Source organism: Dankookia sp. GCM10030260, from assembly GCF_042666655.1.
GTDB lineage: Bacteria > Pseudomonadota > Alphaproteobacteria > Acetobacterales > Acetobacteraceae > Paracraurococcus.
In genome coordinates this window covers 1-26,267 of sequence record NZ_JBHTDE010000004.1, presented here as the reverse complement: position 1 = coordinate 26,267, position 26,267 = coordinate 1, and the positions used below count along the sequence as shown (strand labels likewise).

The window sequence follows — 26,267 nt, the reverse complement described above, 5'->3', positions numbered from 1 at the left end:
ATCGGTCATCCTCGACGACCGATCGCAGGCCTTCCGTGCCCCCTCGCCGGGGGCGCGCCAAAGGTTGCGGAAGGCAGGCATGGATGCCACGCCGGCCGCCTGAGGTGCCGAAGCACGCCAGGCCTCGCGCGCCGGCGCCGGGTCAGCGCGGCGAGAGCCAGGCGGCGAGCACCCGTCGCTCGTCCTGCTCCATGCCGGTGATGTTGTTCGGCGGCATGGCGTGGCTCATCACCGCCTGGGCGCGGATCGCCGGGGCCGCGCGGGCGATGTGCTCCGGCGTGTCCAGCCGCACGCCCTTCGGCGCGATGGCGATGCCGGCCCAGGCCGGTTCCGCCGCATGGCACATCGAACAGCGCCCGAGGACGATCTCCACCACCTGATCCGGCGGCGCCGCCATGCCGTGCGGCAGCGCGGCGCCGGGCGGGTCGATCGCCGCCAGGCCCAGCCGCTCCCGCCCCGCGGAGGAGGAGGTCATGCTGATCACGCCGGCCAGCACGATGGCCGCCGCGGCCACCGCCCAGCACCACCACGGATTGCCGCCGGCATGGTGCCGGACGTTGTAGAAATGCCGGATCATCGCGCCCGCCACCAGGATCAGCCCGACGATGACGAAGGCGAAGGGCGTCGACGACACGATCGGGGTGTGGTTCGCCAGCATCAGGAACAGCACGGGCAGCGTCAGATAGTTGTTGTGCGTGCTGCGGATCTTGCCGATCCGGCCGAAGGCGGGGTCGGGCTCCTGCCCCGCCACCAGCGCGGCGATGGATCTGCGCTGGTTGGGGATGATGATCATGGCGACGTTGCCGGCCATCCAGGTCGCCAGCACCGCGCCGGTATGGATGATGGCGCCGCGGCCGGAGAAGACCTGCTGGAACGCCAGCGCCAGCAGCATGACGAACGCAAAGCAGACGCCGGCCAGCAGCACCTCGTTCCGGCCGATGCGCGACTTGCAGAGCTGGTCGTAGACCACCCAGCCCAGCACCAGCGCGCCGATGCCGATGGCCGCCGCCGTCACCGGCCCGATCGCCGCCACCTCCGGGTCGATCAGGTAGAGGTCGGCGGCGCCGTAGTAGATCCAGGCCAGCAGGCAGAAGCCGGAGAGCCAGGTCGTATAGGCCTCCCACTTGTGCCAGAGCAGGTCGGGCGGCAGCGAGGCCGGCGCCACCAGCCATTTCCGCACCTGGTAGAAGCCGCCGCCATGGACCTCCCACATCTGGCCGCCTTTGCCGCCGGGGATGCCGGGGTCGGCCTTCATCATGGCGTCGATATGCATGAAGTAGAAGCTGGTGCCGATCCAGGCCATGCCGGCCAGCACATGCAGCCAGCGCAGCAGCAGCCCGCCCCATTCCTGCAGATACGGGTCCATCAATGCAGCGCCTCCTGCGCCCGGGCCGAGGCGGCGGCGTCGTCCTGCGCCGCGGCGGCCGCGCCCATGCCGTTGAAATAGAGGTTCAGGGCCACCGCCATCAGCGCCGAGAGCAGGATGCCGGATTCCAGCAGCGGTGCCAGCGCATGCGGCATCGCCTTGAAGAATTGCGGGGCCACCAGCGGGATCAGGCCGAAGCCGATGGAGATGGCGACGACATAGAGGTTGTTGCGGTTGCCCTGGTAGTCGACGCCGGACAGGATCCGCACCCCGGTCGCCGCCACCATGCCGAACATGACGATCCCGGCGCCGCCGAGCACGAACAACGGCACGGATTCCACCAGCGCGCCGAGCTTCGGCACCAGCCCCATCGCCAGCATGACGACGCCGCCGACCGCGGTGACGTAGCGCGACTTCACCCCCGTCACCCCGACCAGGCCGACATTCTGCGAGAAGGAGGTGTAGGGGAAGGTGTTGAAGATGCCGCCGATGACGGTGCCGATGCCGTCGGTCCGCAGCCCGCGGGTCAGCGCCACCTGGTCCACGCGGCGGCCGGTCATCTCCCCCAATGCCAGGAACATGCCGGCGGACTCGATCATCACCACGACCATGACGATGCTCATGGTGACGATGGCGACGAGGTCGAATCTCGGCATCCCGAAGGCGAAGGGCATGACCAGGTCGAACCAGGGCGCCGCCTCGACCTTGGCGAAGCCCATCCGGCCGATGCTCCAGGCCACCGCGCAGCCGGCGACGATGCCGACGAGGACCGAGACATTGGCCAGGAAGCCATGGGCGTATTTGGTGACCAGCAGGATCAGCAGCAGCACGCCCGCCGCCATCCCCAGATGCAGCGGGTCGCCATAGCCCGGCATGGTGGGGGACGGCGCCCCCGCCGCCCAGTTCACGCCCACCCGCATCAGCGAGATGCCGATCATCAGGATGATCGTTCCGGTGACGACGGAAGGAAACAGCGGCAGCAGCCGGCTGACGAAGGGCGCGATCAGCATCGTCACCACGCCGGCGGCGATGACCGAGCCGAAGATGCCGAGCAGGCCGAGATCCGGGTTGGTGGCCATCGCCACCATCGGGCCGACGGCGGCGAAGGTGACACCCATCATCACCGGTAACCGGATGCCGAAGGGCCCGATGCCGAGCGACTGGATCAGCGTGGCGACGCCGCAGGCGAAGAGGTCCGCATTGACCAGCAGCGCCACCTGGTCCGGCGGCAGCCTGGCGGCACGGCCGATGATCAGCGGCACCGCCACGGCGCCGGCATACATCACCAGGACATGCTGCAGCGCCAAGGCCAGCAGCTTCGGTGCCGGCGGCACCGTGTCGACAGTCTCAACCCGATCCGACAATTCCGGTCCCCTCCACGCAAGCCGCGCGGGTCCCGGCGCCCTTCCCCATTGGCCCCTCAGTTACCCCTGCCGAGGCCGCACGGGCAAGAGATTGCGATCAGGGCTCCAGCTTTACCCCGGTCCGCTGCACCACGACGCGGAATTTCTCCACCTCCCGCTGCAGGAAGGCGCGCGCCTCGGGCGGGCCGTTCGGCCGGGTCCAGGCCTCGACGCCGGCGGTCAGCAGCCGCTGCTGCAAGGCGGGCTCGGCCAGCGAGGCATTCAGCGCCCGGTTCAGCGCCGCCTGGATCTCGGCGGGCATGCCGGGCGGGCCGAGCAGGATGTTCCAGGTCGTCAGGTCGTAGCCGGGCACCCCGGCCTCCGCCAGCGTCGGCAGGTCGGGGAAGCTGGGGAAGCGGCGGTCACCGGTCACGGCGATGCCGCGCACCATGCCGTCCCGCACCTGCTGCGCGGCGGAGGCCAGCACCGCGATGCCGAACTTGCCGTCGCCCTGGAAGATCGCCGTCAGCATCTGCCCGCCGCTGCGGTACGGCACATGGACGAAGCGGGTGCCAAGGTCGAGCGCCAGCATCTCGCTCGCCAGGTGCACGATGGTGCCGACGCCCGACGTCGCATAGGCGATGCTGTCGGCCGGCGCGCCGCGCAGGTGTTGCACCACCGCGGCGGGCGTCGCACCGGGGAGGTCCTTGTTCACCACCAGGATCAGCGGCGCGGTGCCGATGACGCCGAGATGCGAGAAATCGGCGATCGGGTCGTAGCGCGTGCCGCCGACCAGGGCACTCGGCGCGATGGCGTGGGACGAGCTCTCGACCAGCATGATGACATGGCCGTCCGGCGCCTGCCGCTTCAGCCATTCGCTGGCGACGATGCCGCCGGCGCCGGGGCGGTTCTCCACCACCACCCGGGCACCGTTGCCGAGATGGGCAGCCAGCCGATCCGCCAGCAGCCTTGCCGCGATATCGGTGGAGCCGCCCGGGGCATAGCCGGTGGCCAGGGTGATCGGCCGGTCCGGGAAGGCCCGCGCGGCGGGCGCGAGCAGCAGCAATGCGAGGGCAAGGCCCAGCAGTCGGCGCATGGTGTGTTCCTTGGTGGAGGGCGTCAGCCTTGCGGCAGCAATTCCGGCGGGGTGCGGCCGGGGATGCCGCCCATCAGGCCCAGATCGATAGCGGTGCGGGTGACCTTCGCCGCGAAGCCGGGCGCCGCGGCCAGCGCCGTCAGCCGCAGTCGCGCCGCGGGTTCGGCCAGCAGCCGGTCGAGCGCCGGCCCGTCCTCCGGCAGCGGCAGGCTCGGCCGCACCGGGCCGCGCTGCGGCGGGGTACCCAGCAACAGCCGTTCCAGGGCCCGGCTGTCGAGCGAGATGGCGGTGCCGCAGGTCATCGCCAGGTCGGCATCGGGCCAGGCCAGCCGCAGCCCGACCAGCGCGCCCGGCACCCGGTTGCGGGCGAGGTGGTTGTCCCAGATCACCAGCGGCGTGCCGTCCGGCACCGCCTCGGCCGACACGCCGCCTTCGACCCGCGGACCGAGGATGCGATAGAGCCCGAAGCGCGCCGTGCCCAGCGCGGCCAGCATCCGCGCCTCCGGGCTGCCCGGCAGCGGCGGCTCGGCCCGGGCCTGGCGCTCGATGGCGCGGCCATGGCCGCCGACCGGGTCCAGCACGCCGAGGTCGAAGACCGCGGCAAGCTGCATCTCGTCGGCCGGGCAGACCCGGCTGCCGTCCCAGAGCGTGAGCGCGCGGGCCTGGCTGGCGACGCTGACCAGCGGGATAAGCTGCGAGGCCGCGCTCAGCAGGCTGCGGCGGATCGCGGCGTAGCGGGCGTAGCGCGCCGCCGGCGTCTCGTCCTCGGACATTCAGTTCGGGACGGTGACGCCAAGCGCCCGGGCACAGCGGACGATGCTCTCCCAGGTGTCGGGCTGCAGCGGCACGCCCTTGGCGAGCCGCTCGGCGCGCAGCCGCGCCTCGGGCTCGCCGGGGGCGAGGACCTCGCCGCCCGGGGTATCGGCGCGGCAGGACTTCACCCAGGCGACATAGTCCTCGGCGGTCCGCTTGAACTCGCCCTCGGTGCCGAAATGCTTGGGCGAGATGTAGATCGAGAGCATGCCGTTGGCGATGCGGCCGCGCGCATCGATCGGGCCGGAGGTGCCGCCGCCGGTGAAGGCACCGGCCAGCAGCTCGCACATGAAGGCCAGGCCCGAGCCCTTGTGCTCGCCGAAGGCACGGATGGCGCCGAGCCCGGCCGAGGGGCTGCGCGGCCCGACCTGTTCGTATGGCCCGTACAGCGTGTGCGGGTCGGCCGAGAGCGTCCCGTCGGGTTCGATCAGCGCGCCCTGCGGCAAAGGCTTGCCGCCGTTCGACGCCACCAGCACCTTGCCCTCGGCAACGAGGGAGGTGGCGAAGTCGAGCACCACCGGCGGGTCGGTCGGCACGCCGACGCTGAAGGGAGCGGTGGAGAAGCGGCGCTCGGTCCCGCCGAAGGGCGCCACCAGCACGGATCCCGCGACGTTGACGAAGTGGATGGAGATGAGGCCCGCGGCGAGCGCCTGTTCGGCGTAGGCGCCGATGCGGCCGACATGGCCGGCATTCTTCAGCGCGACGATGGCAGTGCCGTGCTTCTGCGCGCGCTCGATCCCGAGCGCGCAGGCTTCCGGCGCGACGGTCTGGCCGAAGCCGAACTTGCCGTCGAGCAGGGCAAAGGCGCCGCCATCGGTGACGACCTCGGCCGACTGGCCGGCGACGATGTAGCCGGCCTGCTGCCATTCCACGTAGCGCGGCACGCGGACCACGCCGTGGCTGTCATGGCCGGCGAGGTTGGCGCCGAGCAGGTGGTGCGAGATGCGTCCGGCTTCCGCCGCGGCGCAGCCATTGGCGACGAAGATCCTGGCGACGAGGTCTTCGAGCGCGTCGGCGCCGATCAGCACCGGGGTGTAGCTAGCCATGAATTTTCCCTCGGGCAGGCGCGATCAGAGGACGCGGTCGGTCTTCGGGTCGATCAGGTGCATGCGGTTCATGTCGATCGCCATCGGCATCCGCACGCCCGGCTCGGCCGCCACGCCCGGGTCGAACTTGGCGCAGATCTCGTGCCCATCCTTCCAGAAATGCAGCAGCGTCTCGGCGCCCATCGGCTCCACCACCTCGGGCGTCGCGTGAAAGCTGGCGAGGCCGGGGCGGTGGTCGTTCGGGCGCACCTCGGTCATGTGCTCCGGCCGGATGCCGAACAGCAGCTCGCGGCCGGCATGCGCCTTGTAGCGGCCGATGCGGTCCTCCGGGATCGGCAGCACGATGTCGCTGGACAGCTCCAGTTTCAGCGCGCCGGAGGCTTCGGTAAGCCGGGCCGGGATGAAGTTCATCGCCGGGCTGCCTATGAAGCCGGCGACGAATTTGGTCTGCGGGTGGTGATACAACTCCTGCGGCGGGCCGACCTGCTCGATCACGCCATGGTTCATCACCACCACGCGGTCGGCCAGCGTCATCGCCTCCACCTGGTCGTGGGTGACGTAGACGGTGGTGGTCTTGACGGTCTGGTGGACCTTCTTGATCTCGGTCCGCATCTGCACGCGCAGCTTGGCATCGAGGTTCGACAGCGGCTCGTCGAACAGGAAGACCTTGGGGTCGCGGACGATGGCGCGGCCCATCGCCACGCGCTGCCGCTGGCCACCGGACAGCGCCTTCGGCTTGCGATCCAGCAGCACGCCGATATCGAGGATCTTGGCCGCGTTCATCACGCGGCGGTTGATCTCCTCCTTTGGGAATTTCCGCAGCATCAGGCCGAAGGCCATGTTGTCGTAGACCGACATGTGCGGATAGAGCGCGTAATTCTGGAACACCATGGCGATGTCCCGGTCGCGCGGCGGGATGTCGTTGACCACGCCGCCGCCGATGGCGATCTCGCCGCGGGAGATCTCCTCCAGCCCCGCGATCATCCGCAGCGTGGTGGACTTGCCGCAGCCAGAGGGGCCGACGAGGACGACGAACTCGTGGTCGTCGATCTCGAGGTCGATGCCCTTCACCGCCTGCACGCCGCCTTCGTATTCCTTGACGACCTTGCGGATCGATACCTGCGCCATGGCGGTCAGCCCTTCGTCGCGCCGGCGGTCAGGCCGGCGATGTAGTAATCCATGAGGAACGCATAGACGATGACCGGCGGCAGCGCCGCCAGCAGCGCGCCCGCCATCAGCTGGCCCCAGGCGAAGGTGTCGCCGCGGATGAGCTGGGAGACGACGCCGATGGTCAGCGGCATCTCGTCCGGCCGGGTGATGAAGGCGGTCGGGTAGACGAAGGCCGCCCAGGACACGGTGAAGGCGAAGATCGTCGCCGCGATGATGCCGGGCAACGCCACGGGGATGAAGATCTTGGTCAGCATCTGCATCCAGTTGGCTCCGTCGATCAGCGCCGCCTCATCGAGCTCCTTCGGGATGGACGCGAAGTAGCCGATCATGATCCAGGTGCAGAAGGGCACGGTCAGGGTCGGGTAGACCAGCACCAGCCCCCAGATCGAGTTCAGCAGCCCGAGGCCCCCGACGATCTGGTACAGCGGGATGAACAGCAGCGTGTCCGGAACCAGGTAGGTGAGGAAGACGCCGGTGGCCAGCACGCCGCTGCCGAAGAACTTCATCCGCGCCAGCGAGAAGGCGGCGAGCACCGAGATCACCATGGTGATGCAGACCACGGCGACGGTGATCTTGATGCTGTTGAAGAAGAAACCGCGGAACATCGGGTCGCTGATCAGCGCCCAGTAATTCTCCAGGGTCGGGTTGCGCACCAGCCAGGGCGAGCCGACGGGGTTGGAGATCTCGGCGCTCGTCTTCAGGCTGGTGATCAGCATGTAGACCGGCGGCGCCAGCATGACGACGGCGGCGACCACCAGCGAGACATAGGCGGTGATCAGCGCCCAGCGGCGCTCCTTGCGGAGCGAGCCGATCTTGCGGGCGACGCCGGGGAGGACGGCGGAGGGCGAGGCTGCGGAGGCCGACATCATGCCATCTCCCGGTTGCGCTGGTTGACGCCGCGCAACATGAAGAAGGCGACGATGGCAAGGAGCGGGAACATGAACAACGACACCGCGGCACCGCGCGGGATGTTGCCGGACAGCACGCCGACCTGGAAGGCATAGCTGGCGAAGACATGCGTGAGGTCGCGCGGCCCGCCGTTGGTCAGCACCCGAACGATGTCGTAGTTGGCGAAGGTGACGATCAAGCTGAACAGCACGGTGATGCTGATGATGTTGCGCATCATCGGCAGGGTGACGAAGCGCAGGCCCTGCCAGCCGGTGGCGCCGTCGATGGCGGCGGCTTCATACAGCTGGTCGGGCACCGATTTCAGCGCCGCCAGGTACATGATCATGAAGAAGGGCGTGCCGGCCCAGACATTGACGATGATGACCGAGGCGCGCGCCCAGCCGGGCTCGCCGAGCCAGGGGATGGAAGGACCGCCCATCGCGGTCAGCAGCCAGTTCAGGCTGGAATAGCTGGGATCGAACATCCACCACCAGCCGAGCGTCGACAGCGCCGGCGGCACCACCCAGGGCAGCAGCAGCATGCCGCGCCAGACCCGCTGACCCTTGGTCGGGATATGGTGCAGCATATGCGCCAGCCAGAAGCCGAGCAGCGCCTTCAACACCACCGCGGTGATGGCGAAGATGCAGCTCTGCCAGATCACCATCCGGAAGGTCTCGGAATCCAGCAGGATGTCGAAGTTCTCCAGGCCGATGAAGGTGGTCATCCTCCGGTTCAGCGTCGACAGGTAGATGGCATAGCCGGCCGGCCAGGCGACCAGCCCGGCAATCACCGCGATCAGCGGCAATGCCATCAGGAAGGCGATGGTCGAACGCCGCCGCGCGAAGCGCTGCAGCGTCATCCCCCCGGCAGCGGGCGATGCGGGGCGCCCGGCTTCGTTGATGGTGGTGGCATCCAGCGCCATCGCGCCCTCCCCTGCTCAAATAGCGAGAGGGGGCAGCGTGTGGCTGCCCCCTACCGTTTACGCTTCGGTTCAGCCGCGACGCATGTTGTTGATCTCGCGCTCCAGCCAGCCCATCGCCTGGTCGATCGTCTCGCCGCCCTGGGCGACGCGGGCGATCACCTTGGTGTTGAGCGCCTGGATGTACATCTGCGAAGCCAGTTCCGGCGGCGCCGGGTCGAAGGCGATCGAGGTCTTCGCCTGGTGGTGCGGCTTCAGCGGATAGTTGGCGATGGTGCCGACCGGCGGGTTCTGGGTCTCCCAGATCTTGAAGTCGGACATGGTGGCGAAGGGCGGGATGTCGTAGCCGCCGCTGGTGTTGGTGGTCAGCTCGGCGCTCTCGCGCTGGCTGAAGAACTCCAGCATCGCCTTGGCCGCGGTCTTGTTCTTGCCGAAGGCCCAGATGCCGGTCGTGAAGGGCAGGTAGGCCAGGAAACGGCCGGCCGGGCCCGACGGCATCGGGATGGTCCAGCACTTCTCGGCCACCGCGATGTTGTCGCGCTTGGCCACCGCCCAGGCGGAAGGCGGGTTGAAGACCAGCGCCGAGCGGCCGGAGATCAGCGCCCGGTTGTTCGAGGCATCGTCCCAGGCCCAGACGTCGTTCGGCAGGAACTTCGACAGCCGCACGCCGTAGTCGATCGCCTGCTTGAGCTTGTCGTTGCCCTTGATGGTGGGCTCGCCCTTGGCATTGGTGATCTGCGCGCCGTAGCTGAGGAAGAGCGCGCCGACCCAGTCGACGGCGTCGGAGAACTGGCCCATCGGCAGGCCGAAGGGGAAGCCGGCCTTGTGGCAGGCCTCGGCCGCCTTCAGGAAGGTGTCCCAGGTCCAGGTGTCGGCGCCCGGGCCACGCTCGCCGCTGGCCGGCCACATCGCGCGGACATCGATGCCGGCATGCTCCTGCATCAGGTCGAAGCGGACGCAGGCCGGCTTGTTCTGGGTGCCGGAAGTGGCCGGGATGCCGCGCCACTTGCCGCCATGGACCGCGAGGAACTTGGCGACCGGGTTGATCTGGCCGTACTTGGCCTCCAGCCGGCCGATGACGTCGTCCACCGGCTCGAGCTTGTCGGAGTAGGCGCCGACGTCCCAGGGGGTCAGCGAGATGCCGTCATGCCCGTTGCCCGACTGCGCCTGCGCGGCGGCGGTCAGCTGCAGCTGGTTGCCGGTGGTATTGATGAAGTCGAGAGAGACGGTGACGCGGTTCTTCTCGCCCCAATCGGCCGCCAGCTTCTTCAGCGCGTCGTTGCCGCCCGGCACCCAATGGTCCCAGAAGGCGAAGCGGAGCGTACCGCCCGTGCCCTGCGCATGCACCATCGGGGCGGCGAGCGTACCGGCTGCGACCACACCCGCACCGGACCGAAGCACCGTGCGCCGGCTCAAGCGATTGCCTGCCATCTGAATCCTCCCTGCGTGACGGGCAAAGCCCGCCGGACATCCCTGCTGGGCCTGTACCGGCCCCGGCGCGCAACATGGCCCGGCGACCGTGCCGTGACAACGGGGGTCGGTTTGTAACTTCGGCGCAACCAGCTGGACGATGCGCTGCCGGGCGGAACGGCCGAGCCGTCGCCGCCGTTGAGTCCGCGCCACGCGGCGGGAGGCGCCGAACCGTTCCTGTGCCACGGGAACGCGTTGGGTAGTCCAAGTATCGTTGCTTCCCGCCGCCGCGAAACGACAAGGAAACCCACGGCATGCGCACCATCACCGGCCTGTTCGACAGCCGCCCCGAGGCGGAGCGCGCGGTCGAGACCCTGGTCCAGGAACACGGCATCGACCGCGCCCGCGTGCAGGTCCATGCCGCCGGCGCCGAGAACGCCACCGCCGGAACCCACGAACAGCGCAGCGAGTCGCACCATGGCTTCCTCGCCTCGGCGCGGGAGAAGGACCGCGCGCGCTATGGCGAGGGCCTGCGCCGCGGCGGCATCCTGGTCTCGGCCGAGGTGCCGGACGAGCAGGCGCACACGGTGTCCGCAGTCCTCACCGGACACGGCGCGGCCGACCTGGACGCCCGCGAAGCGGCCTGGCGGGCGGATGGCTGGACCGGCGGCGGCGGCCTCATCGGCGGCAAGTCGGCGGGCAGCGGTTCCACGCCGGACAGCTTGCCGGCGGTGAACGCGGATGCGGCGGAAGGCGGCTGGACCGGCGGCGGCGCCGCGATCGGCAGCACCGCGGCGACGCGCGAGACGGCAGCCCCGGAGAAGGTCGGCTCGACCTATGCCGGCAGCCACCGCATGGGCGCCCGCAGCACGGATGAGGACATCACCAAGCCGGTGAATGCCGGCGTCGCCTCCTCCCCGGCGGTGCGACCGGCCGGGCCGGCGGCGCTGGCGGCGGCGGCGCCCAGCACCTCGGCGCGACGCAGCGCGGCGGCCGACGCGGAGCGGGCTGCCTCGATGGGCAATGACGGGCCGGGGACCGGCGAGGGGCCGGCCGCGGGCAGCGCGGCGGCCGGCGATGCGCCGCTGCCGGACGATGATGCGGCGCGGTAGGCAGATCGGCACGTGCCAGACCCACAAGAATAGAGGTGGGTCCAGGGAGGATGATTCCTCCCTGGCCTTGCCCCCGACGACGCCCGGACAGACGATGCCCCGATGGACACAACCGCCGTCGAGGCCGTCGTCATCGGTGCCGGCATGGCCGGGGCCAGCTCCGCCGCGCATCTCTCCGCCACCCGCCGCGTCGCGCTGCTGGAGGCGGAGGAGAGTGCCGGCTACCACACTACCGGCCGGTCGGCGGCGATTTGGATCCGCGATTACGGCAGCCCCGCCGCCGGAATTCGCCGACGCCCCGCTGATCCGGACGCGCGACGCGGTGCATCTGGCGCCACCCTGGCAGGCCGAGCACCTGCGGCAGATGATGTCCGGCGCGCCGGAGATGCGGCCGTTCGACTGGCCGAGTTGCGCGCCCGCGTGCCGGCGCTGCGGCCCGGCTATGCCGCGTGGCGGCGCTGGAGCCGGACTGCTTCGGCATGGATGTCGCCGCCCTGCACCAGGGCTACCTGCGCCAGGTGGTGGCGCGCGGCGGGATGCCGGCGCTGCGCCACCGGGCCGGGCGGATCTGGCGGCAGGATGGCGGGTGGCGGGCCGCGGCCTCGAACGGCGCGGTCTTCGCAGCACCCGTGCTGGTGAACGCCGCCGGCGCCTGTGGCGACGCGGCGGCGGCACTGGCCGGGGTGCCGGTGCTCGGCCTGCAGCCGAAGCGCCGCACCGCCTGCCTCATCGACCCGGGCGGGCACGACTGCGCCGACTGGCCCTTGCTCGGCGACGTCGACCACAGCTGGTATGTATGGCCGGAGGCGCGGCGCAAGCTGATGGTCTCGCCGGCCGACGAAACCGACAGCCCGCCGCTCGACGCCCAGCCGGAGGCGCTGGAGGTGGCCATCGCCATCGACCGCATGCAGCAGGCCCTCGACATCCCGGTGACGCGCATCGGGCACCAATGGGCCGGGCTGCGCAGCGTCACCCCCGACCGCGGCCTGGCGATCGGCGAGGCCGCCGAGCGCGGCTTCTTCTGGATGGTCGGCCAGGGCGGCTACGGCATGCAGACCGCGCCGGCGGCAGGGCGCCTGCTGGCATCACCGGTCAACAACACGACGCCTGACGCGGACCTGGCGGCGGCGGTGCCGCTGTCCGATCCGCGTCGCTTCGAAAGGACAGCAGCATGAGCGAGACCGTAGGCTTCACCGATGTCGAGGCCGCTGCGGCGCGGCTGCGGGGCAAGGTGGTGCGCACCCCGGTCCTGCGCCACCGCCTGCTGGACGAGCTCACCGGCGGCACCGTGCTGGTGAAGCCGGAGCCCTTGCAGCGGACCGGCAGCTTCAAGCTGCGCGGCGCGACCAACGCGGCGCTGCTGCTGGACCACGACGCGCGCCGCGCCGGGGTGGTGACGCATTCATCGGGCAACCATGGCCAGGCGCTGGCCTGCGCCGCCCATATGCTGGGCATGCCGGCGCTGATCGCCATGCCGGCCGACGCGCCGGGGATCAAGGTTTCCGCCACCCGCCGCTGGGGCGCCGAGATCCACCCCTTCGACCGCCACGGCGTCGACCGCGACGCGCTGGCCCGGCAACTGGCCGAAGCGCGCGGCGCGACGCTGATCCCACCCTTCGACCACCTGCATGTCATCGCCGGCCAGGGCACCGTGGCGCTGGAGCTGATCGAGGATGCCAGGGCGGCGGGCCTCATGCTCGACGCGCTGGCGGTCTGCACCGGCGGCGGCGGGCTGATCGCCGGCTGTGCGCTCGCCGCCGAGGCGCTGGCGCCACTGGCAGAGGTCTGGGCGGTGGAGCCGGAAGGCTGGGACGACACCCGCGTCAGCCTGGCGGCCGGCCACCGCATCGCCGCCGACGGACAGGGCGACGGCTTCTGCGACGCGCTGCTGTCGAAGCAGCCGGGCGCCCTCACCTTCGCCATCAACCATCCGCGCCTGGCGGGCGGCATCGCGGTGACCCGGGCTGAGGTGCTGCGCGCCATGCGCTTCGCCTTCGATCACCTGAAGATCGTGGCGGAGCCGGGCGGCGCCGTGGCGCTGGCCGCCGTGCTGGCCGGCAAGCTGGACGCCAGGGGCCGCACCATCGGCGTCGTCATCAGCGGCGGCAACGTGGACCCGGCGGTCTTCGCGCTCGCGCTGGCGGCGTGATGCGGCTCGGGCTCCGCCACCGGCCGGTCCTGCTGGCCGCGGCGGGACTGGGGGCGCTGGTGGTGGGGCTCGGCGCGGCGCTCGGCCTGCCGTTGCAGGCCGCCCTGCTGGCCGGCTGGTGCGCCGCGACGCTGTCCTATGTCGTCCCGACGCTGCGCATCATGCACCGGGCGACGCCGGCGCAGATGCGCCGCAGGGCGGAGCTGCTGGACGAGGGCGAGGGTGCGATCCTGGCCGCCAGCCTGGCCGCGGCGATCGCCGCCATCGCCGCCGTCGCCTGGTTCCTGGCCTCGAAGTCGGGGCGGATGGGCGCAGGCGAGGTGGTGCTGGCGCTGGTCTCGATCGCCCTGTCCTGGGTCTTCGTGCACCTGCTGTTCGCGGTGCGCTATGCGCATGAATACTGGCAGGCGGAGGGCGGGCTGGATTTCCCCGGTGACACGGAACCCGAATTCGGTGATTTCCTCTATTTCGCCTTCATCATCGGGATGACCTTCCAGACCTCCGACGTCGCCGTCTCGAAGCGATTGCTGCGCAGGCTGGCGCTGGTGCATGCGCTGGTCTCGTTCCTGTTCAACGTCGTCATCCTGGCGGCGGCGGTGAACGTGGCGGCGGGCCTGGTCGAATAGGGCTTTCGTGCCGCAAAGCGAGTGCAGCCTCAGAAAAACAGGGGTGGGTCCAGGGAGGATACCTCCTCCCTGGCCTTGCCTTCTCAGCCGCCTGCCGCGATCCCGGACTGGAACCGCGACCACGCGTCATGCGCGTCATCCGGCGTCACCCTGCCGGCCGGGCTCGGCGCGGCGAGGTGCGACACCACGGCGCCACCGGGACGGCGCTGCGGCGTCATGCCGTGCAGCAGCGCCGAGACCGCATCGCGGACCGCGCGGCCGGCGCCGTGGCGGTATCGCCGCAGCGGCAGGCGGGGAAGCTTGAACATCATCCGCAGATTCTCCCGCCCACCGCCTCGGCGGTCGTTCAGCGCGCGGCCGGCTGGCCGCGTTCGCCGCAGGCCCAGCCATGGCTGTGGACCAGGCCATCGTCGAAGGACTCCTCCTCGGGGTGCGCCGACATCGCCGCGGCGATCTCCGCGCCGCGGCGCATCGGGCCGGCCGGGGGGGCGGGCGGCTCGGTCGCCCAGCCGTGGGAGTGCACCAGGCCGTCGTCGTAATCGTCGTTGGACATGGGACTTTTCCTTTTGCTTAGGGGCCGCGTGGTGGAGGACCCCGCGCCGGTCACCCGGCGCGGGGGTGGGGATCAGTGCGCCGGGGCGTGCTCGTCGTGGAACTGGGCCGCCTCGGTGCTGGTCGCCAGCGCCGTGGTGCTGGACTGGCCGCCGCCGGCCGCGGTGGCGACGGCATCGAAATAGCCGACGCCCACCTCGCGCTGGTGGCGCACCGCGGTGAAGCCCTCGGACTCGGCGGCGAATTCGGCCTGCTGCAGCTCGGAGTAGGCGCCCATGCCGCGGTCCTTGTAGCCGCGCGCCAGCTTGAACATGGATAGGTTCAGGCTGTGGAAGCCGGCCAGGGTCACGAACTGGAACTTGTAGCCCATGGCGCCGAGCTCACGCTGGAACTTGGTCGCCGCCTCGACGCCCATCTTGCGCTGCCAGTTAAAGGACGGGCTGCAGTTGTAGGCGAGCATCTTGCCCGGGAATTTGCGCTGGATGGCTTCCGCGAACATGCGGGCGTCGTTCAGGTCGGGGTCCGAGGTCTCCCACCACAGCAGGTCGGCATAGGGCGCATAGGCCAGGCTGCGGGCGATGGCGTAGTCCTTGCCGCAGCCGGGCTTGATGCGGAAGAAGCCTTCCGGGGTGCGGTCGTTGCCGATGAACGGGCGGTCGCGCTCGTCGACGTCGCTGGTGAGAAGCTGCGCGCTCTCGGCATCGGTGCGGCACAGCAGCACGGTCGGCACGCCTTCCACGTCGGCGGCCAGGCGGGCGGCGTTCAGGGTGCGGATATGCTGGGCGATCGGCACCAGCACCTTGCCGCCGAGATGGCCGCACTTCTTCTCGGAAGCGAGCTGGTCCTCGAAGTGGACGCCGGCGGCGCCGGCATCGATCATTGCCCGCATGAGTTCGTAGGCGTTCAGCGCGCCGCCGAAGCCGGCCTCGGCATCGGCGACGATCGGCGCCATCCACTGGGTGGTGTCGCCCTTGCCTTCCTGCACCGCGATCTGGTCGGCCCGGCGCAGCGAGTTGTTGATCCGCCGCACCACGTTGGGGACGCTGTCCACGGGATACAGCGACTGGTCGGGATACATGGTGCCGGCGGTATTGGCATCGGCCGCCACCTGCCAGCCCGACAGGTAGATCGCCTTGAGGCCCGCCTTGACCTGCTGCAGCGCCTGCATGCCGGTCAGCGCGCCGAGCGTGGTCACCTGCGGCTCGGTCTTCAGCAGCTGCCAGAGCCGGCGGGCGCCCATGTCGGCCAGGGTATGCTCGATCCGGAAGCTGCCGGACAGCTTGGCCACGTCGGCCGGGGTATAGTCGCGGCGGATGCCTTCGAAGCGGCCCGGTTCGGGCCGGCCGCCGCCGAAGCTGCCGTCGGGGGCGTGGGTCGGGACAGGGGTCTGGCGCATGACTGGTTTCTCCTGGGCCGGATCGTCCCGGCGGGCAGGGTCAATAATTCACATTGCGGCGCCGAAGATCAGCCTCTAAATCGGTGAAAATCGGCAAATGGGTCGCCGTTTTGACACCGCATCTGTGAATTTAGTAAAGGCAGTCAAGCATGGCGCGTGCGCTGATCGGCCGTACCGTCCGTCGGTTGCGGCAGGAGAAAGGGCTGGCGCAGCAGACCCTGGCCGCCCGGCTAGGCATTTCGGCCAGCTACCTGAACCTGATCGAGCACGACCAGCGGGCGGTCACCGCGACGCTGCTGATCAAGCTGACCGAGACGCTCCAGGTCGACATCGCCGCGCTGTCCGGCATGCGGGAGAAGGCGATCGAGACCGGGCTGCGCGAGGTCATGTCCGACCCGCTGCTCGGCCTCGACCAAGTGCCGGAGGACGAGGTGGCGACGCTGGCCGGCAGCGCGCCGAATGCGGCCCGCGCCATGCTGGCGCTGTACCGCGCTTGGCGCGTGGCGCGGGAGGATTCGGGCGGCATCGCCTTGCCGACCGGGCGCCGCATCCTGCTGCCGACCGAGGAGGCACGCGACTTCTTCCACGACCGCAGCAACCACTTCGCGGAACTGGAAGCAGCGGCGGAGGCGATCGCGGCCGAGATGGGCGTCACCGCGCCGTCCGAGATGAACCATGCCGTGGCGCAGCGGCTACGGCAGAAGCACGGGCTGTCCGTCACCGTCACCGCCCTGCCCGGCGCGCTGCGGCGCTACGATCCCGTCGGCCGGCGGCTCGACCTGTCCGAGACGCTGCCGCGCGAGAGCCGCGGCTTCCATCTGGCCTTCCAGCTCATGCTGCTCGAAGCCGGCGATGCCGTGCAGTCGGCGATGGCCGGGTTCGAGCCGTCGTCCACCGAGGCCGGGCAGCTCATCCGCATCGGCCTGCTGAACTACACCGCGGCGGCACTGCTGATGCCCTATGGGCCATTCCTCGGCGCGGCGCGCGAATTGCGGCACGACCTGGAAGCGCTGGCCTCGCGCTTCGGCGTCTCCTTCGAGCAGGCCTGCCACCGGCTGACGACGATGCAGCGCCCGGGCGAGGCGGCGCAGCGCGGCGTGCCGTTCTTCTTCCTCCGCGTCGACCCGGCCGGCAACGTGGGCAAGCGGCTGGCCGCGGCCGGCTTCCCCTTCGCCCGCTTCGGCGGCTCCTGCCCGAAATGGATCGTCCACCAGGCCTTCGGCACGCCGGGCACGGTGCGGGTGCAGCTGGCGCAGCTGCCGGACGGGGGCAGCTTCCTCTGCTTCGCCCGCACCGTGCACGGCGTCGCGGCGCATTGGGGCGAGCCGCCGCCGGTCTATGTCGTCGCCATGGGCTGCGACATCGGCCGGGCGGACGAGGTGGTCTATGGCGATGGCCTGGACATGGACAAGGCGATGGTCGGCATCGGCCTCTCCTGCCGGCTGTGTGACCGCACGGATTGCCGCAGCCGCGCCTTCCCGCCGCTGGAGCACCGGCTGTCGCTCGACCCGATGGTGGCGAGCGACGCGCCCTACCGGTTCGAGCCGCCGAAGCGGCGCTGAGCCGGCAGGACGCCGCACGGGCCCCGGGTCACCCGATGCGGCGACGGCAGTGCGTCACGGCCGGGCCTCGAGGATCATGTTGAACGGCGTCGCCGTCGCCCGGCGGACCGAACGGAACCCCGCCCCGCCGATGATCTCGCGCAGCTTCGCCTCGCCGGCCTGGGCGCCGAGCGCCGCGCCGACCTCCTGCGACAGCGAGGTCGGCACGCAGATCATCGTCGAGCCGGCGTAGAAAAGCCGGCCGATCGGGTTCAGGTTGTCCTCCAGCCGGTCGCCGGCCATCGGCTCGACGATCATCCAGGTGCCATCGGGCTTCAGCCGGCTGCGCAGATGCGCCGCCACCCCGGCGGGGTCGCCCATGTCGTGCAGGCAGTCGAAGCAGGTGATGAGGTCGAAATCGCCGCCGGGGATCGCCTTGGCGGTCGCCACCTCGAACCGCGCATTCGCCGCGACGCCATGCAAGGCCGCGTGTTCCCGCGCCGCCTCGATCGACCCGGCATGAAAGTCGTAGCCGGTGAAGGTCGAATTCGGAAAGGCCCTGGCCATCAGCACGGTGGACCAGCCATGGCCGCAGCCGACATCGGCCACGCTGGCGCCGCGTTCGAGCTTGGCGACGACGCCATCGAGCGCCGGCATCCACTCGGCGATCAGGTGGTTCTGGTAGCCCGGCCGGAAGAAGCGCGCCACGGCGCAGAACATGCACCCGGCCTGCTCGCCCCAGGCCACCCCGCCGCCGGTCCGGAAGGCTTGCTGGACCTTCGGCTGGTTCTCGACCTGCGCCACCATCAGGTCGAAGGCGCCCATCATGTAGACCGGGCTGTCCTCGACGGCGAAGACCATCGCTTGCTCGGGCGGCAGGATGAAGCGGCCGGTCGCGGGGTCGTAGTCCAGGTAGCCGGCCGCGGCATTGTGGGACAGCCATTCCCGCAGGTAGCGTTCATGCACCTTGGCCGCCCCGGCAAGTTCGCCGCAGGTCATCGCGCCACGCGCATGCAGGGTCTGGTAGAGCCCCAGCGCATCGCCGATGCGCACCATCGGCACGCTGGCCGCGCCACCCAGGTCACCCAGGATGCGGCCGATGAATTGGTTCAGCTTCGCGTCGTCCATGCTCGCCTCCTATCCATGGCGTGCGGAGGATGACGAGGATCGGTGGCGGCTTCCAATTAATTCTTAAGAACCACAAATAACGCCAGCGCCGGCGACGTCGACATTTTCGGTGCTTGGCATATAGCGGCACCTTTACTGCAAGGTGCATGGTTCTCTTGGAGTGAATGCTAGCGGGCGTGCTGTGGTCCTGAGCGCCGGCTCCGGGCCGCCCCGCGGCGGCCGGCACCCGCGTCCGGCAGGCCAAGGGGCCCGGCCGCCGAAGTCAGTCCGGCGTGATCCGGCTGATCTTCTGCCCGTCCAACGTCAACGCCGCCATCAGCCCGGTCTGGCCGAAAGTCACCGCATAGACATCCTGGCTCATGGTGGTGGAGGTCAGGCTACCGGCCAGGCCGGCATCGAGTGCCACCACGCTGGGGCCGGTGCCGACCTCCCAGCCCTGGCTGCGGCGGAAGAAGTCGAGCGCGGCCTCGGTCATGATGAACATCGCCAGGCCGTAGGTCTGGGCGCCGATCTGCAGGCCGAAGCTGGCGCCGGCGATGCTGTAGTAGCCGGTTGTCTCGCCGCCCTCGACCATCCCGCCGTTGCCGTACTGGCCGCCGAGGACGAAGCCGCCGCGGATGATGCGCGGGAAGACCAGGATGGCCTTGGCGTTGTCGGCCAGGATGCGGGTGCCGTCCTGCTCGCGCAGTCGGGCCAGCGCCGGGCCGACGGCATCGTCGATCTCGCGCCGGCTGGCGGCCCGGACAGCGGCAGGCCAGGCCAGCGGCAACAAGGCAAGCGCGGCGAGGCGGCGGCGGGCAATCGGCATGAGTCGTCCCCCGGAACGGCATGCCGTTTACGCCTGCCCGCGCCGCCCGCGCAACATCAGGCGTCCGGGGTAATTTTCGTGATCTTGGTGCCGTTCAAGGCAAGCGCCGCCATCAACCCCTGCTGGCCGAAGGTGATGGCATAGACCGGCTCCGTCAGGGTGGTGATGCTGGCATTGGCCTGCAGTCCCTTGTCGAGCGCCACGACGCTCGGCCCGGTGCCGATCTCCCATCCATCGGCCTTTTGCAGCGCGGTCAGCGCCGATTCCTGCATGAAGAACATCGCCAGGCCGGAGGCCTGGGCGCCGGCGAGCAGGCCGAGCGAGAGGCCGGCGATGGAGAAGTAGCCCTCGGTCTTGCCGCCGCGCAGCAGGGCGCCCTCGCCGTACTGGCCGCCGACGATGAAGCCGCCGCTGATGATGCGCGGGAAGAGCAGCATCGCCTTGGAATGGCGCAGCAGCGGCTCGGTGTTCGGCAGTTCGCGCAGGCGAATCAGCGCGGCCGCGACATCGGCGTCGATCTCGCGGCGCGTCGCGGCCCGGGCGGGGGACGGCAGGATGCCCGGTGCGGCGAGGGCGCCGGCGAGGAGCGCGAGACGGCACACATGGCGGCGGGTCGGCGTCGGCATCGGGAACCTCCTGGAATGGTTGCCGGTGCCGCAACGTCCCGTCGCGCCGCGGGTTGCCGCCTGGCCGCGAGGCTTGTGCGGCCAGGTGGGTGACTGTCCAGCCCTTCACATCCGTTGCGGACTCGGAGCACGGGATAGCGGCGATGGGTGCGAAGGGCCTCAGCCCTTCACATCCATCGCCTGGCGCAGCCCATCCGCCAGCAGGTTGAAGCAGATGGAGGTCACGAAGATGCAGGCGCCCGGCAGCACCGCCACCCAGGGCTGCACATAGATCGCGGTGCGCAGCGTGTTCAGCATCAGGCCCCACTCCGGCTCCGGCGGCTTGGTGCCGAGGCCGAGGAAGCTGAGGCCCGAGGCGATGATCATGCAGACCGAGATCAGCGAGGTCGAGTAGACGAAGATCGGCCCCAGCACGTTGCCCAGGACATGGACGCGCACGATGGTGAAGCCGGAGGCGCCCGAGGCCCGCGCCGCATCGACGAAGTCGAGATTGCGCACCCCCTGGGTCACGCTTTCCGCCACCCGGATGATCTGCGGGATGAAGACCAGGGTCAGCGCCAGGATGGCGTTGAAGATGCCCGCCCCCAGCGCGCCCGAGATGGCGACCGCCAGCAGCACGGACGGAAAGGCGTAGAACACGTCCGTGGTCCGCATGATCGCCATGTTCACGCGGCCACCCACGAAGCCGGCGATGACGCCCAGCGTGGTGCCGATGACGAAGGCGATGGCGACCGGCGCGATGCCCATGAACCAGGACAGCCGCCCGCCGTAGAGCAGCCGGGTCAGGATGTCGCGGCCGAGCTCATCGGTGCCCAGCAGGTAGTTGGGCGTGCCGATCGGCTTCAGCCGGCGGATCATGCTGCCCTGGTAGGGGTCGTGCGGCGCGATCAGCGGCGCGAAGATGATGGCTAGCAGCATGGTCAGCAGGATGGCGCCGCAGACGATGGTGACCGGGTCGCGCCGCACGCGCTTCCAGACGCCGGCCCAATAGCCCTCGGACTTCGCTTGGGTCTGCTTCGCCTGGACCGCGAGTTCCGCTTCCGCGGCGGTGGGGGTGGTGGCCGTGCTCATGCCTTTGGCCTCCTCAGCCGCGCTTGATCCGGGGGTCGAGCGCCGTCTGCATCAGGTCGACGCAGAGGTTCAGCACAACGAAGAACATTGCCAGCACCAGGATGGTCCCCTGCAGCACCGGCAGGTCGCGCTGGAAGATGGCGCTGTTCAGCAGCAGCCCGGTGCCCGGCCAGGAGAACACCGTCTCCACCAGGATCGAGCCGCCCATCAGGTAGCCGAGCTGCAGGCCCATCACCGCCAGCGCGTTCGGCGCAGCGTTCTTGACCACGTGCAGGAAGACGCCCCAGCGGGTCAGCCCCTTGCCGCGCAGCGCCACGACGAATTCCTGGTTCATGATCTCGGCGACGATGCCGCGCACGGTGCGCGTGACGATGCCCATCGGGATGACCGAGAGCGTCACCATCGGAAGCACCAGATGCTTGATGTGCTCCCAGTCCCAGCCCCAGTCGGACGACCCGCCCGGCCCCGCCCCCATCGCCGGCAGCCAGTTCAGCTGCACCGAGAAGATCACCACCATCACCATGCCGAGCCAGTAGTGCGGCACCGAGACGCCGGCGACCGCGACCCCCACCGCGACGCGGTCGAGCACCGAGCCGCGGAAGGTACCGGCCAGCCCGCCCAGCACGCAGCCCAGCACGAAGCCGAGCGAGGACGCGGCGAAGGCCAGCATCAGCGTGTTGCCAATGGCCGATTGCAGGTCGGCCCAGACCGGCCGCCCGGTCGCCAGCGACCGGCCGAGGTCGCCGACCACCACCTTCGACAGCCAGAGCCCGAACTGCACCGGCAGCGGCTTGTCGAGGCCGTAATCCTTGCGGACCTGCTCCACCACATCCGCCGGCGCGTCCGGCGGGACGATGGCGTTGATCGGGTCGCCCGGGGCGATCTGCACCAGCATGAAGCAGACGAAGCCGACCGCGAGCGCGATCGGGATCGCATAGAAGACCCGGCGCAGCAGATAGAGAAGCATCGGCGGATCCCTCAATGATTACTGGATGTAGGGCAGGCGGAGGTCAACGAACCAGCTCTGCGGCTGGACAAAGCCCTTGACGCGCGGCGACATGGCGCGCGGCGAGACGTCATGCGCGATCCAGATGAACAGCGCCTCGTCCACGCCGGCCGCGTGCAGCCTGGCCAGCGCCGCATCGCGCGCCGCCGGCTCGAAGCTGGTGCGGGCCTCGCGGATCATCGCATCGAAGCGCGGGTCGCTGAACAGGCCCCAGTTGTTCGAGACGGGGGCGGCCATCTTGCTGTCGTAGAACCGCACCAGGGCGAAGAACGGGTCCATGGTGGAGATCGAGACGTTGATCGCGTGCACGCCGCGGGCGGCCGGCGCCATGCAGCCCTGGCGCCAATTGGTGAACAGCGTGTTCCAGTCCACCACGTCGAAATCGACGTTTACGCCTATGGTCTTGAGGTCCTGCTGAAGGAACTCGTTCATCGGCAGCGGCTGCATCTGGCCGGATCCGCTGGCGCTGATCTGCACCTTGAGATTGAGCGGCTTGCCCGGGCCATAGCCGGCCTCGGCCAGCAGGCGCTTCGCCTCGGCCTTGTCGGTGCGGATGCGGAATTCCGGGTTGCCCCACCAGGGATGGCCGGGGCCGACGGTGCCGATCGAGGGCTCCATGAAGCCGCCGAGCAGCTGCTTGAGGCCGTCGCGGTCGATCGCCAGGTTCAGCGCGCGGCGGACCCGCACGTCCTTCAGCGGGCTCTCGCCGGCGAAGCAGGGCTGCCAGGGCCAGAAATGCGGCTGCAGGTTCTGCTGGATGACCATGCCGCGCGACCTGATCTGCGGCACGCTGTCGGGCGCCGGCGCCTCGATCCAGTCCACCTGGCCGGACAGCAGCGCCGCGGTGCGGGCATTCGCCTCCGGGATCGGCAGCAGGACGATCTTCTCGGCCTTGGCCTTCTCGCCCCAATAGGCCTCGTTGCGGCTGTACTCGGCCCGCTCGCGCGGCACGAAGCGGGTCATCCGGAAGGCGCCGGTGCCGGACGGCGCGGCGGCGAAGGCGTTCCAGGCGGCCTCGGCGCTGGGGGCGGCGGCGCGCAGCTTCTCCCACTGCGTGGGGCTTGCCATGAACAGGTTGGTCAGGTTGATCGGCAGGAAGCTGTCCGGCTCGCTCGTGATCAGCGCGACCGTCAGGTCGTCCACCTTCTCCGCCCGGCGCAGCGCCGGCATGCGGGTGGCGGTCAGGCCGACCTGGCGCGGGTCGAATTGCGGCGCTTCGCGGTCCAGCACCTTGCGGACGTTCCAGACCACCGCATCGGCGGTGAAGTCGGAGCCGTCATGGAATTTCACGCCCGGCCGCAGCTTGAAGATCCAGCGCGTCTTGTCCGTTGCATCGACCTCCCAGGAAGTGGCCAGGTTGGCCACCAGCGGCGTCGGCCGGTCGCCGCGCGACAGGTCCCAGGCGGTCAACGCGTCGAACAGCGGGATGCCGGTGAAGCGGTTGCCCTCAAAGCCCTGGTCGGGCTGGCCGTGGGTCAGCGGGATATCGGCCGCGGTCATGCCGATGCGGATGGTGCCCTGGGCCTGGGCAGCGGGGGCCAGGGCGACGGGCGCCAGGGCGGCTACGGCGGCGAGCAGCATGCGCCGGAAGGTCATGGGAGGGGCGTCTCCGGTAGGACGTCGTTGCGGTGTTCGGGACACCGGGACCACTGCATCGCAAGCCTCGTGCCAGCCGAGGCGGCCGGCCCGTAGCCCCGGCCGGACACCATCCGCCGGGCGCAGGCTGCCCAAGCCGGCGGCAGAATGCCCGCGCCTGGGGCGCCCGGGTCATTAGCGCGGCCTTAAGCCCGGCTGCGGCAGTCTGCGCGCGGCAGCGACGACGCGGGGGCCATGGCGGGCAAGGGCAAGGGCGGGCGCGGCGCGGGCGCGACCATCGTCATCAAACGGGAGGAAGCGGGTGGGGACGGGCACCACGGCGGCGCCTGGAAGGTCGCCTATGCCGATTTCGTCACCGCGATGATGGCCTTCTTCCTCCTCATGTGGCTGCTGAATGCCACGTCGGATGACCAGCGCCGCGGCCTGGCGGATTATTTCGCACCGTCCAACGCGCTCGGCCGCAGCGCCACCGGCTCGGGCGAGCCCTTCGGCGGCAGCAGCCCGAATTCCGACGGCACCATGGTCTCCGACAATGGCGCCATCCGGATGGAACAGGGCCGCGCCCCGGTGCGGCTCGACATCGAGGATGACGGGCAATCCGACGCCCCGCCCGAAGCGGCCACGCCGCAGCCGCCCCAACCGCCGGGGGAGGCCGCGCCGCAGACCTCCGGCGCGGTGCCGGCCGAAGGCACCGCGCCGCCCGGCACCGCCGAAGCCGCCGCGCTGGGGGAGGCCGCGCTGCGCGCCGAGCTGGCGAAGCGGGAGGCCCGGGCCTTCGAGGCGGCGGCGGCGGAGATCCGGACCGCGGTGCAGGACGACCCGGCACTGGCCGACCTGGCGCGGCAGCTGGTGGTGGAACAGGTGCAGGAGGGGCTACGCATCCAGATCCTCGACGCCGAGCGGCAAGCGATGTTCCCGGTCGGCGGCGCAGTGCCAAACGACCGCGCCCGTGCCCTGCTGGCCAAGGTGGCGGCGGTTGCCGCCCGGCTGCCGAACGGGCTCGCCATCGCCGGCCATACCGACGCGACCCCCTTCCGCGGCGCCGACCGCTCGAACTGGGAGCTGTCGGCGGAACGCGCCAATGCGGTGCGCCGGCTGCTCCTGGATTCGGGGATCGCCGAGGCGCGGCTGCAAAGCGTCGCTGGCCATGCCGACCGCATGCCGCTGCTGCCGAACGAGCCCTTGGCAGCCGGCAACCGCCGCGTCGCCATCACCCTGCTGCGCGCGGTACCCGCCAACCCATGACCACGATCGGCGGCCTGATCTTCCTGCTGGCCTGCGTCTTCGGCGGCTACGTGCTGGCCGGGGGCAAGTTCGACATCATCCTGCATGCCCTGCCGCACGAGATGCTGACCATTGGCGGCGCCGCCGTCGGCGCCTTCGTCATGGCCAACAGCATCGGCGACATCAAGCATGTCGCCGGCGGCTTCGGCAAGATCATGAAGGGCGCCCGCTACAAGAAGGCCGACTACGTCGAGATGCTGAGCCTGCTGTATTTCTTCGTCCGCCTCGCCCAGACCAAGGGCGCCATGGCGCTCGAGCCGCATATCGAGAAGCCGGAGGAAAGCAGCGCCTTCGGCAAATTCCCCAAGATCCAGAAGGACCACCACGGCGTCGCGCTGATCTGCGACTACCTGCGCATGGTCGGCATGAACGCCGACGACCCGCATCAGATCGAGGACGTGATGGCGCGCGAGCTGAAGAAGATCCTGGCCGAGGAGCTGCACCCCTCGCACGCCCTGCAATCGGTCGCCGATGCATTGCCCGCGCTCGGCATCGTCGCCGCGGTGCTCGGCGTCATCAAGACCATGGCCAGCATCGACCAGCCGCCCTCGGTGCTCGGCGGCATGATCGGCGGCGCGCTGGTCGGCACCTTCATGGGCGTGCTGATGGCCTATGGCATGGTCGGGCCGATGGCCGCCCGACTGAAGGGCGTGGTGGAAGAGGAGGCCAAGTACTACGAGGTGATCCGCGCCGTCCTGGTCGCCCACCTGCACGGCAATGCGCCGCAGGTCGCGGTCGAGACCGGCCGCAAGATGGCACCCACCGCCCTGATGCCGAGCTTCCAGGAGCTGGAAGCGGTGCTGCAGGATCTGCAAGTCGCTTGATGTGGCGCGGCGGCGCACGTTAGTTCGACTGAAATTCTTAACCGTAATATAATATAAAAAGACACACTTTCTGAGAGCAGCAGAGAGGTCGCCTTCGATTGATTGAGCAATGATTTTTACATATTGCATAGTAATGATGATATGTAGATCTTGTGATATGAGAGTAACTTTATTTCTTTACGAATGAATTTTATGTAAGCCGATTGCGCCGTTTTTTGGAAATCCATCAGGGATCATATGGCTTTCTGCCATAATTTCCGAAGCATGCGGCGGACGGAGGTCCATCGCAGGAAGGCAAACGCGGCGGTTCAAGCACTCCCAATCCTTGGCCAGTCTTCGGCAGCAGTTGAGCCAGGCGATGGTGCGCTTGGTGACCGCCTGTACAATCTTGCCAGGCCGGACTTCGAGTGGTCCAAAACGATCCGGCGTAGCGAGCTACGCGACCTGGGGTTTGCCGGCGGTAAGGCCGGACTGAATCTGCATCGGGTGCCTCCGAC

The 26,267-nt window shown here is 69.8% G+C and carries 25 protein-coding genes and 2 pseudogenes; 8 read left to right on the top strand and 19 right to left on the bottom strand.

Annotated elements, in window-relative coordinates:
* Positions 1-142 precede the first annotated feature (142 nt).
* The 9 genes from ACFQS7_RS15735 to ACFQS7_RS15695 form a co-directional block, all read right to left on the bottom strand.
* Entirely contained in the window at positions 143-1,366 is a 1,224-nt protein-coding gene (locus ACFQS7_RS15735) for a urate hydroxylase PuuD (RefSeq protein WP_380068053.1), read from the bottom strand.
* Positions 1,366-2,730 (bottom strand): nucleobase:cation symporter-2 family protein, encoded by a 1,365-nt coding sequence (locus ACFQS7_RS15730; RefSeq protein ID WP_380068052.1) that lies wholly within the window; start codon positions 2,728-2,730, stop codon positions 1,366-1,368. Before ACFQS7_RS15730 ends, ACFQS7_RS15735 begins: the two co-directional genes overlap by 1 nt.
* Positions 2,731-2,827: 97 nt before the next feature.
* Positions 2,828-3,805, bottom strand: coding sequence for a Bug family tripartite tricarboxylate transporter substrate binding protein (locus ACFQS7_RS15725; RefSeq protein ID WP_380068051.1), 978 nt, complete (start codon positions 3,803-3,805; stop codon positions 2,828-2,830).
* Between the two features lie 23 nt (positions 3,806-3,828).
* On the bottom strand, positions 3,829-4,578 hold the full coding sequence (locus ACFQS7_RS15720; protein ID WP_380068050.1) for a hypothetical protein: 750 nt from the start codon (positions 4,576-4,578) through the stop codon (positions 3,829-3,831).
* Complete coding sequence (locus tag ACFQS7_RS15715) at positions 4,579-5,664, bottom strand: malate/lactate/ureidoglycolate dehydrogenase (protein ID WP_380068049.1); 1,086 nt, start codon at positions 5,662-5,664, stop codon at positions 4,579-4,581.
* 24 nt (positions 5,665-5,688) lie between these two features.
* Complete coding sequence (locus tag ACFQS7_RS15710) at positions 5,689-6,792, bottom strand: ABC transporter ATP-binding protein (protein WP_380068048.1); 1,104 nt, start codon at positions 6,790-6,792, stop codon at positions 5,689-5,691.
* Between the two features lie 5 nt (positions 6,793-6,797).
* Entirely contained in the window at positions 6,798-7,703 is a 906-nt protein-coding gene (locus tag ACFQS7_RS15705; protein ID WP_380068047.1) for a carbohydrate ABC transporter permease, read from the bottom strand.
* A complete protein-coding gene (locus tag ACFQS7_RS15700) occupies positions 7,700-8,644 on the bottom strand; it encodes a carbohydrate ABC transporter permease (protein ID WP_380068046.1) in 945 nt (314 codons plus the stop codon). The genes ACFQS7_RS15705 and ACFQS7_RS15700 overlap by 4 nt, the downstream gene beginning before the upstream one ends.
* A 69-nt stretch (positions 8,645-8,713) precedes the next feature.
* Positions 8,714-10,072 (bottom strand): ABC transporter substrate-binding protein, encoded by a 1,359-nt coding sequence (locus ACFQS7_RS15695; RefSeq protein ID WP_380068045.1) that lies wholly within the window; start codon positions 10,070-10,072, stop codon positions 8,714-8,716.
* 293 nt (positions 10,073-10,365) lie between these two features.
* Between ACFQS7_RS15695 and ACFQS7_RS15690 the strand changes: the two genes are divergently transcribed.
* The 5 genes and pseudogenes from ACFQS7_RS15690 to ACFQS7_RS15670 all read left to right on the top strand — a co-directional run bounded on the left by ACFQS7_RS15690 (position 10,366) and on the right by ACFQS7_RS15670 (position 13,938).
* Positions 10,366-11,163 (top strand): hypothetical protein, encoded by a 798-nt coding sequence (locus tag ACFQS7_RS15690; protein WP_380068044.1) that lies wholly within the window; start codon positions 10,366-10,368, stop codon positions 11,161-11,163.
* Positions 11,164-11,265: 102 nt separating this feature from the next.
* A pseudogene (locus tag ACFQS7_RS15685) lies at positions 11,266-11,538 on the top strand (FAD-dependent oxidoreductase); the annotation flags it as partial.
* 74 nt (positions 11,539-11,612) lie between these two features.
* A complete protein-coding gene (locus tag ACFQS7_RS15680) occupies positions 11,613-12,338 on the top strand; it encodes an NAD(P)/FAD-dependent oxidoreductase (RefSeq protein ID WP_380068043.1) in 726 nt (241 codons plus the stop codon).
* A complete protein-coding gene (locus ACFQS7_RS15675; RefSeq protein WP_380068042.1) occupies positions 12,335-13,312 on the top strand; it encodes a threonine/serine dehydratase in 978 nt (325 codons plus the stop codon). The genes ACFQS7_RS15680 and ACFQS7_RS15675 overlap by 4 nt, the downstream gene beginning before the upstream one ends.
* Complete coding sequence (locus ACFQS7_RS15670) at positions 13,312-13,938, top strand: DUF1345 domain-containing protein (protein WP_380068041.1); 627 nt, start codon at positions 13,312-13,314, stop codon at positions 13,936-13,938. Before ACFQS7_RS15675 ends, ACFQS7_RS15670 begins: the two co-directional genes overlap by 1 nt.
* Before the next feature lie 83 nt (positions 13,939-14,021).
* Here ACFQS7_RS15670 and ACFQS7_RS15665 read toward each other — a convergent pair whose 3' ends face one another.
* The 3 genes from ACFQS7_RS15665 to aceA form a co-directional block, all read right to left on the bottom strand.
* Positions 14,022-14,249 carry a hypothetical protein gene (locus tag ACFQS7_RS15665; RefSeq protein ID WP_380068040.1) on the bottom strand — a complete coding sequence of 76 codons (228 nt, stop codon included), beginning with the start codon at positions 14,247-14,249 and terminating at the stop codon, positions 14,022-14,024.
* A gap of 35 nt (positions 14,250-14,284) precedes the next feature.
* Entirely contained in the window at positions 14,285-14,491 is a 207-nt protein-coding gene (locus tag ACFQS7_RS15660) for a hypothetical protein (protein WP_380068039.1), read from the bottom strand.
* Between the two features lie 72 nt (positions 14,492-14,563).
* Complete coding sequence (gene aceA, locus ACFQS7_RS15655; protein ID WP_380068038.1) at positions 14,564-15,886, bottom strand: isocitrate lyase; 1,323 nt, start codon at positions 15,884-15,886, stop codon at positions 14,564-14,566.
* A 149-nt stretch (positions 15,887-16,035) separates the two neighbouring features.
* On the opposite strand from aceA, the gene ACFQS7_RS15650 reads away from it, so the two are divergent.
* Complete coding sequence (locus tag ACFQS7_RS15650; RefSeq protein ID WP_380068037.1) at positions 16,036-17,448, top strand: short-chain fatty acyl-CoA regulator family protein; 1,413 nt, start codon at positions 16,036-16,038, stop codon at positions 17,446-17,448.
* A gap of 54 nt (positions 17,449-17,502) precedes the next feature.
* Here the strand turns inward: ACFQS7_RS15650 and ACFQS7_RS15645 are convergent, their stop codons facing one another.
* From ACFQS7_RS15645 to ACFQS7_RS15620, 6 genes are all read right to left on the bottom strand, one after another.
* Positions 17,503-18,555 (bottom strand): class I SAM-dependent methyltransferase, encoded by a 1,053-nt coding sequence (locus ACFQS7_RS15645; protein ID WP_380068036.1) that lies wholly within the window; start codon positions 18,553-18,555, stop codon positions 17,503-17,505.
* 262 nt (positions 18,556-18,817) lie between these two features.
* Entirely contained in the window at positions 18,818-19,363 is a 546-nt protein-coding gene (locus ACFQS7_RS15640) for a YSC84-related protein (protein WP_380068035.1), read from the bottom strand.
* A 56-nt stretch (positions 19,364-19,419) separates the two neighbouring features.
* Entirely contained in the window at positions 19,420-19,989 is a 570-nt protein-coding gene (locus tag ACFQS7_RS15635; RefSeq protein ID WP_380068034.1) for a YSC84-related protein, read from the bottom strand.
* A 159-nt stretch (positions 19,990-20,148) separates the two neighbouring features.
* On the bottom strand, positions 20,149-21,060 hold the full coding sequence (locus ACFQS7_RS15630) for an ABC transporter permease (protein ID WP_380068033.1): 912 nt from the start codon (positions 21,058-21,060) through the stop codon (positions 20,149-20,151).
* A 13-nt stretch (positions 21,061-21,073) separates the two neighbouring features.
* Positions 21,074-22,027, bottom strand: a complete 954-nt coding sequence (locus ACFQS7_RS15625; RefSeq protein WP_380068032.1) for an ABC transporter permease — start codon at positions 22,025-22,027, stop codon at positions 21,074-21,076.
* Between the two features lie 18 nt (positions 22,028-22,045).
* Positions 22,046-23,662: an ABC transporter substrate-binding protein gene (locus ACFQS7_RS15620; protein WP_380068031.1), complete on the bottom strand. Its 1,617-nt coding sequence runs from the start codon at positions 23,660-23,662 to the stop codon at positions 22,046-22,048.
* 234 nt (positions 23,663-23,896) lie between these two features.
* Between ACFQS7_RS15620 and ACFQS7_RS15615 the strand changes: the two genes are divergently transcribed.
* Both ACFQS7_RS15615 and motA read left to right on the top strand, forming a co-directional pair.
* Positions 23,897-24,907, top strand: coding sequence for a flagellar motor protein MotB (locus tag ACFQS7_RS15615; protein ID WP_380068030.1), 1,011 nt, complete (start codon positions 23,897-23,899; stop codon positions 24,905-24,907).
* On the top strand, positions 24,904-25,770 hold the full coding sequence (gene motA / locus ACFQS7_RS15610) for a flagellar motor stator protein MotA (protein ID WP_380068029.1): 867 nt from the start codon (positions 24,904-24,906) through the stop codon (positions 25,768-25,770). Before ACFQS7_RS15615 ends, motA begins: the two co-directional genes overlap by 4 nt.
* Positions 25,771-26,003: 233 nt before the next feature.
* Here motA and ACFQS7_RS15605 read toward each other — a convergent pair.
* Positions 26,004-26,145 (bottom strand): annotated as a pseudogene (locus tag ACFQS7_RS15605) (IS5/IS1182 family transposase); the annotation flags it as partial.
* Positions 26,146-26,267: the final 122 nt, after the last annotated feature.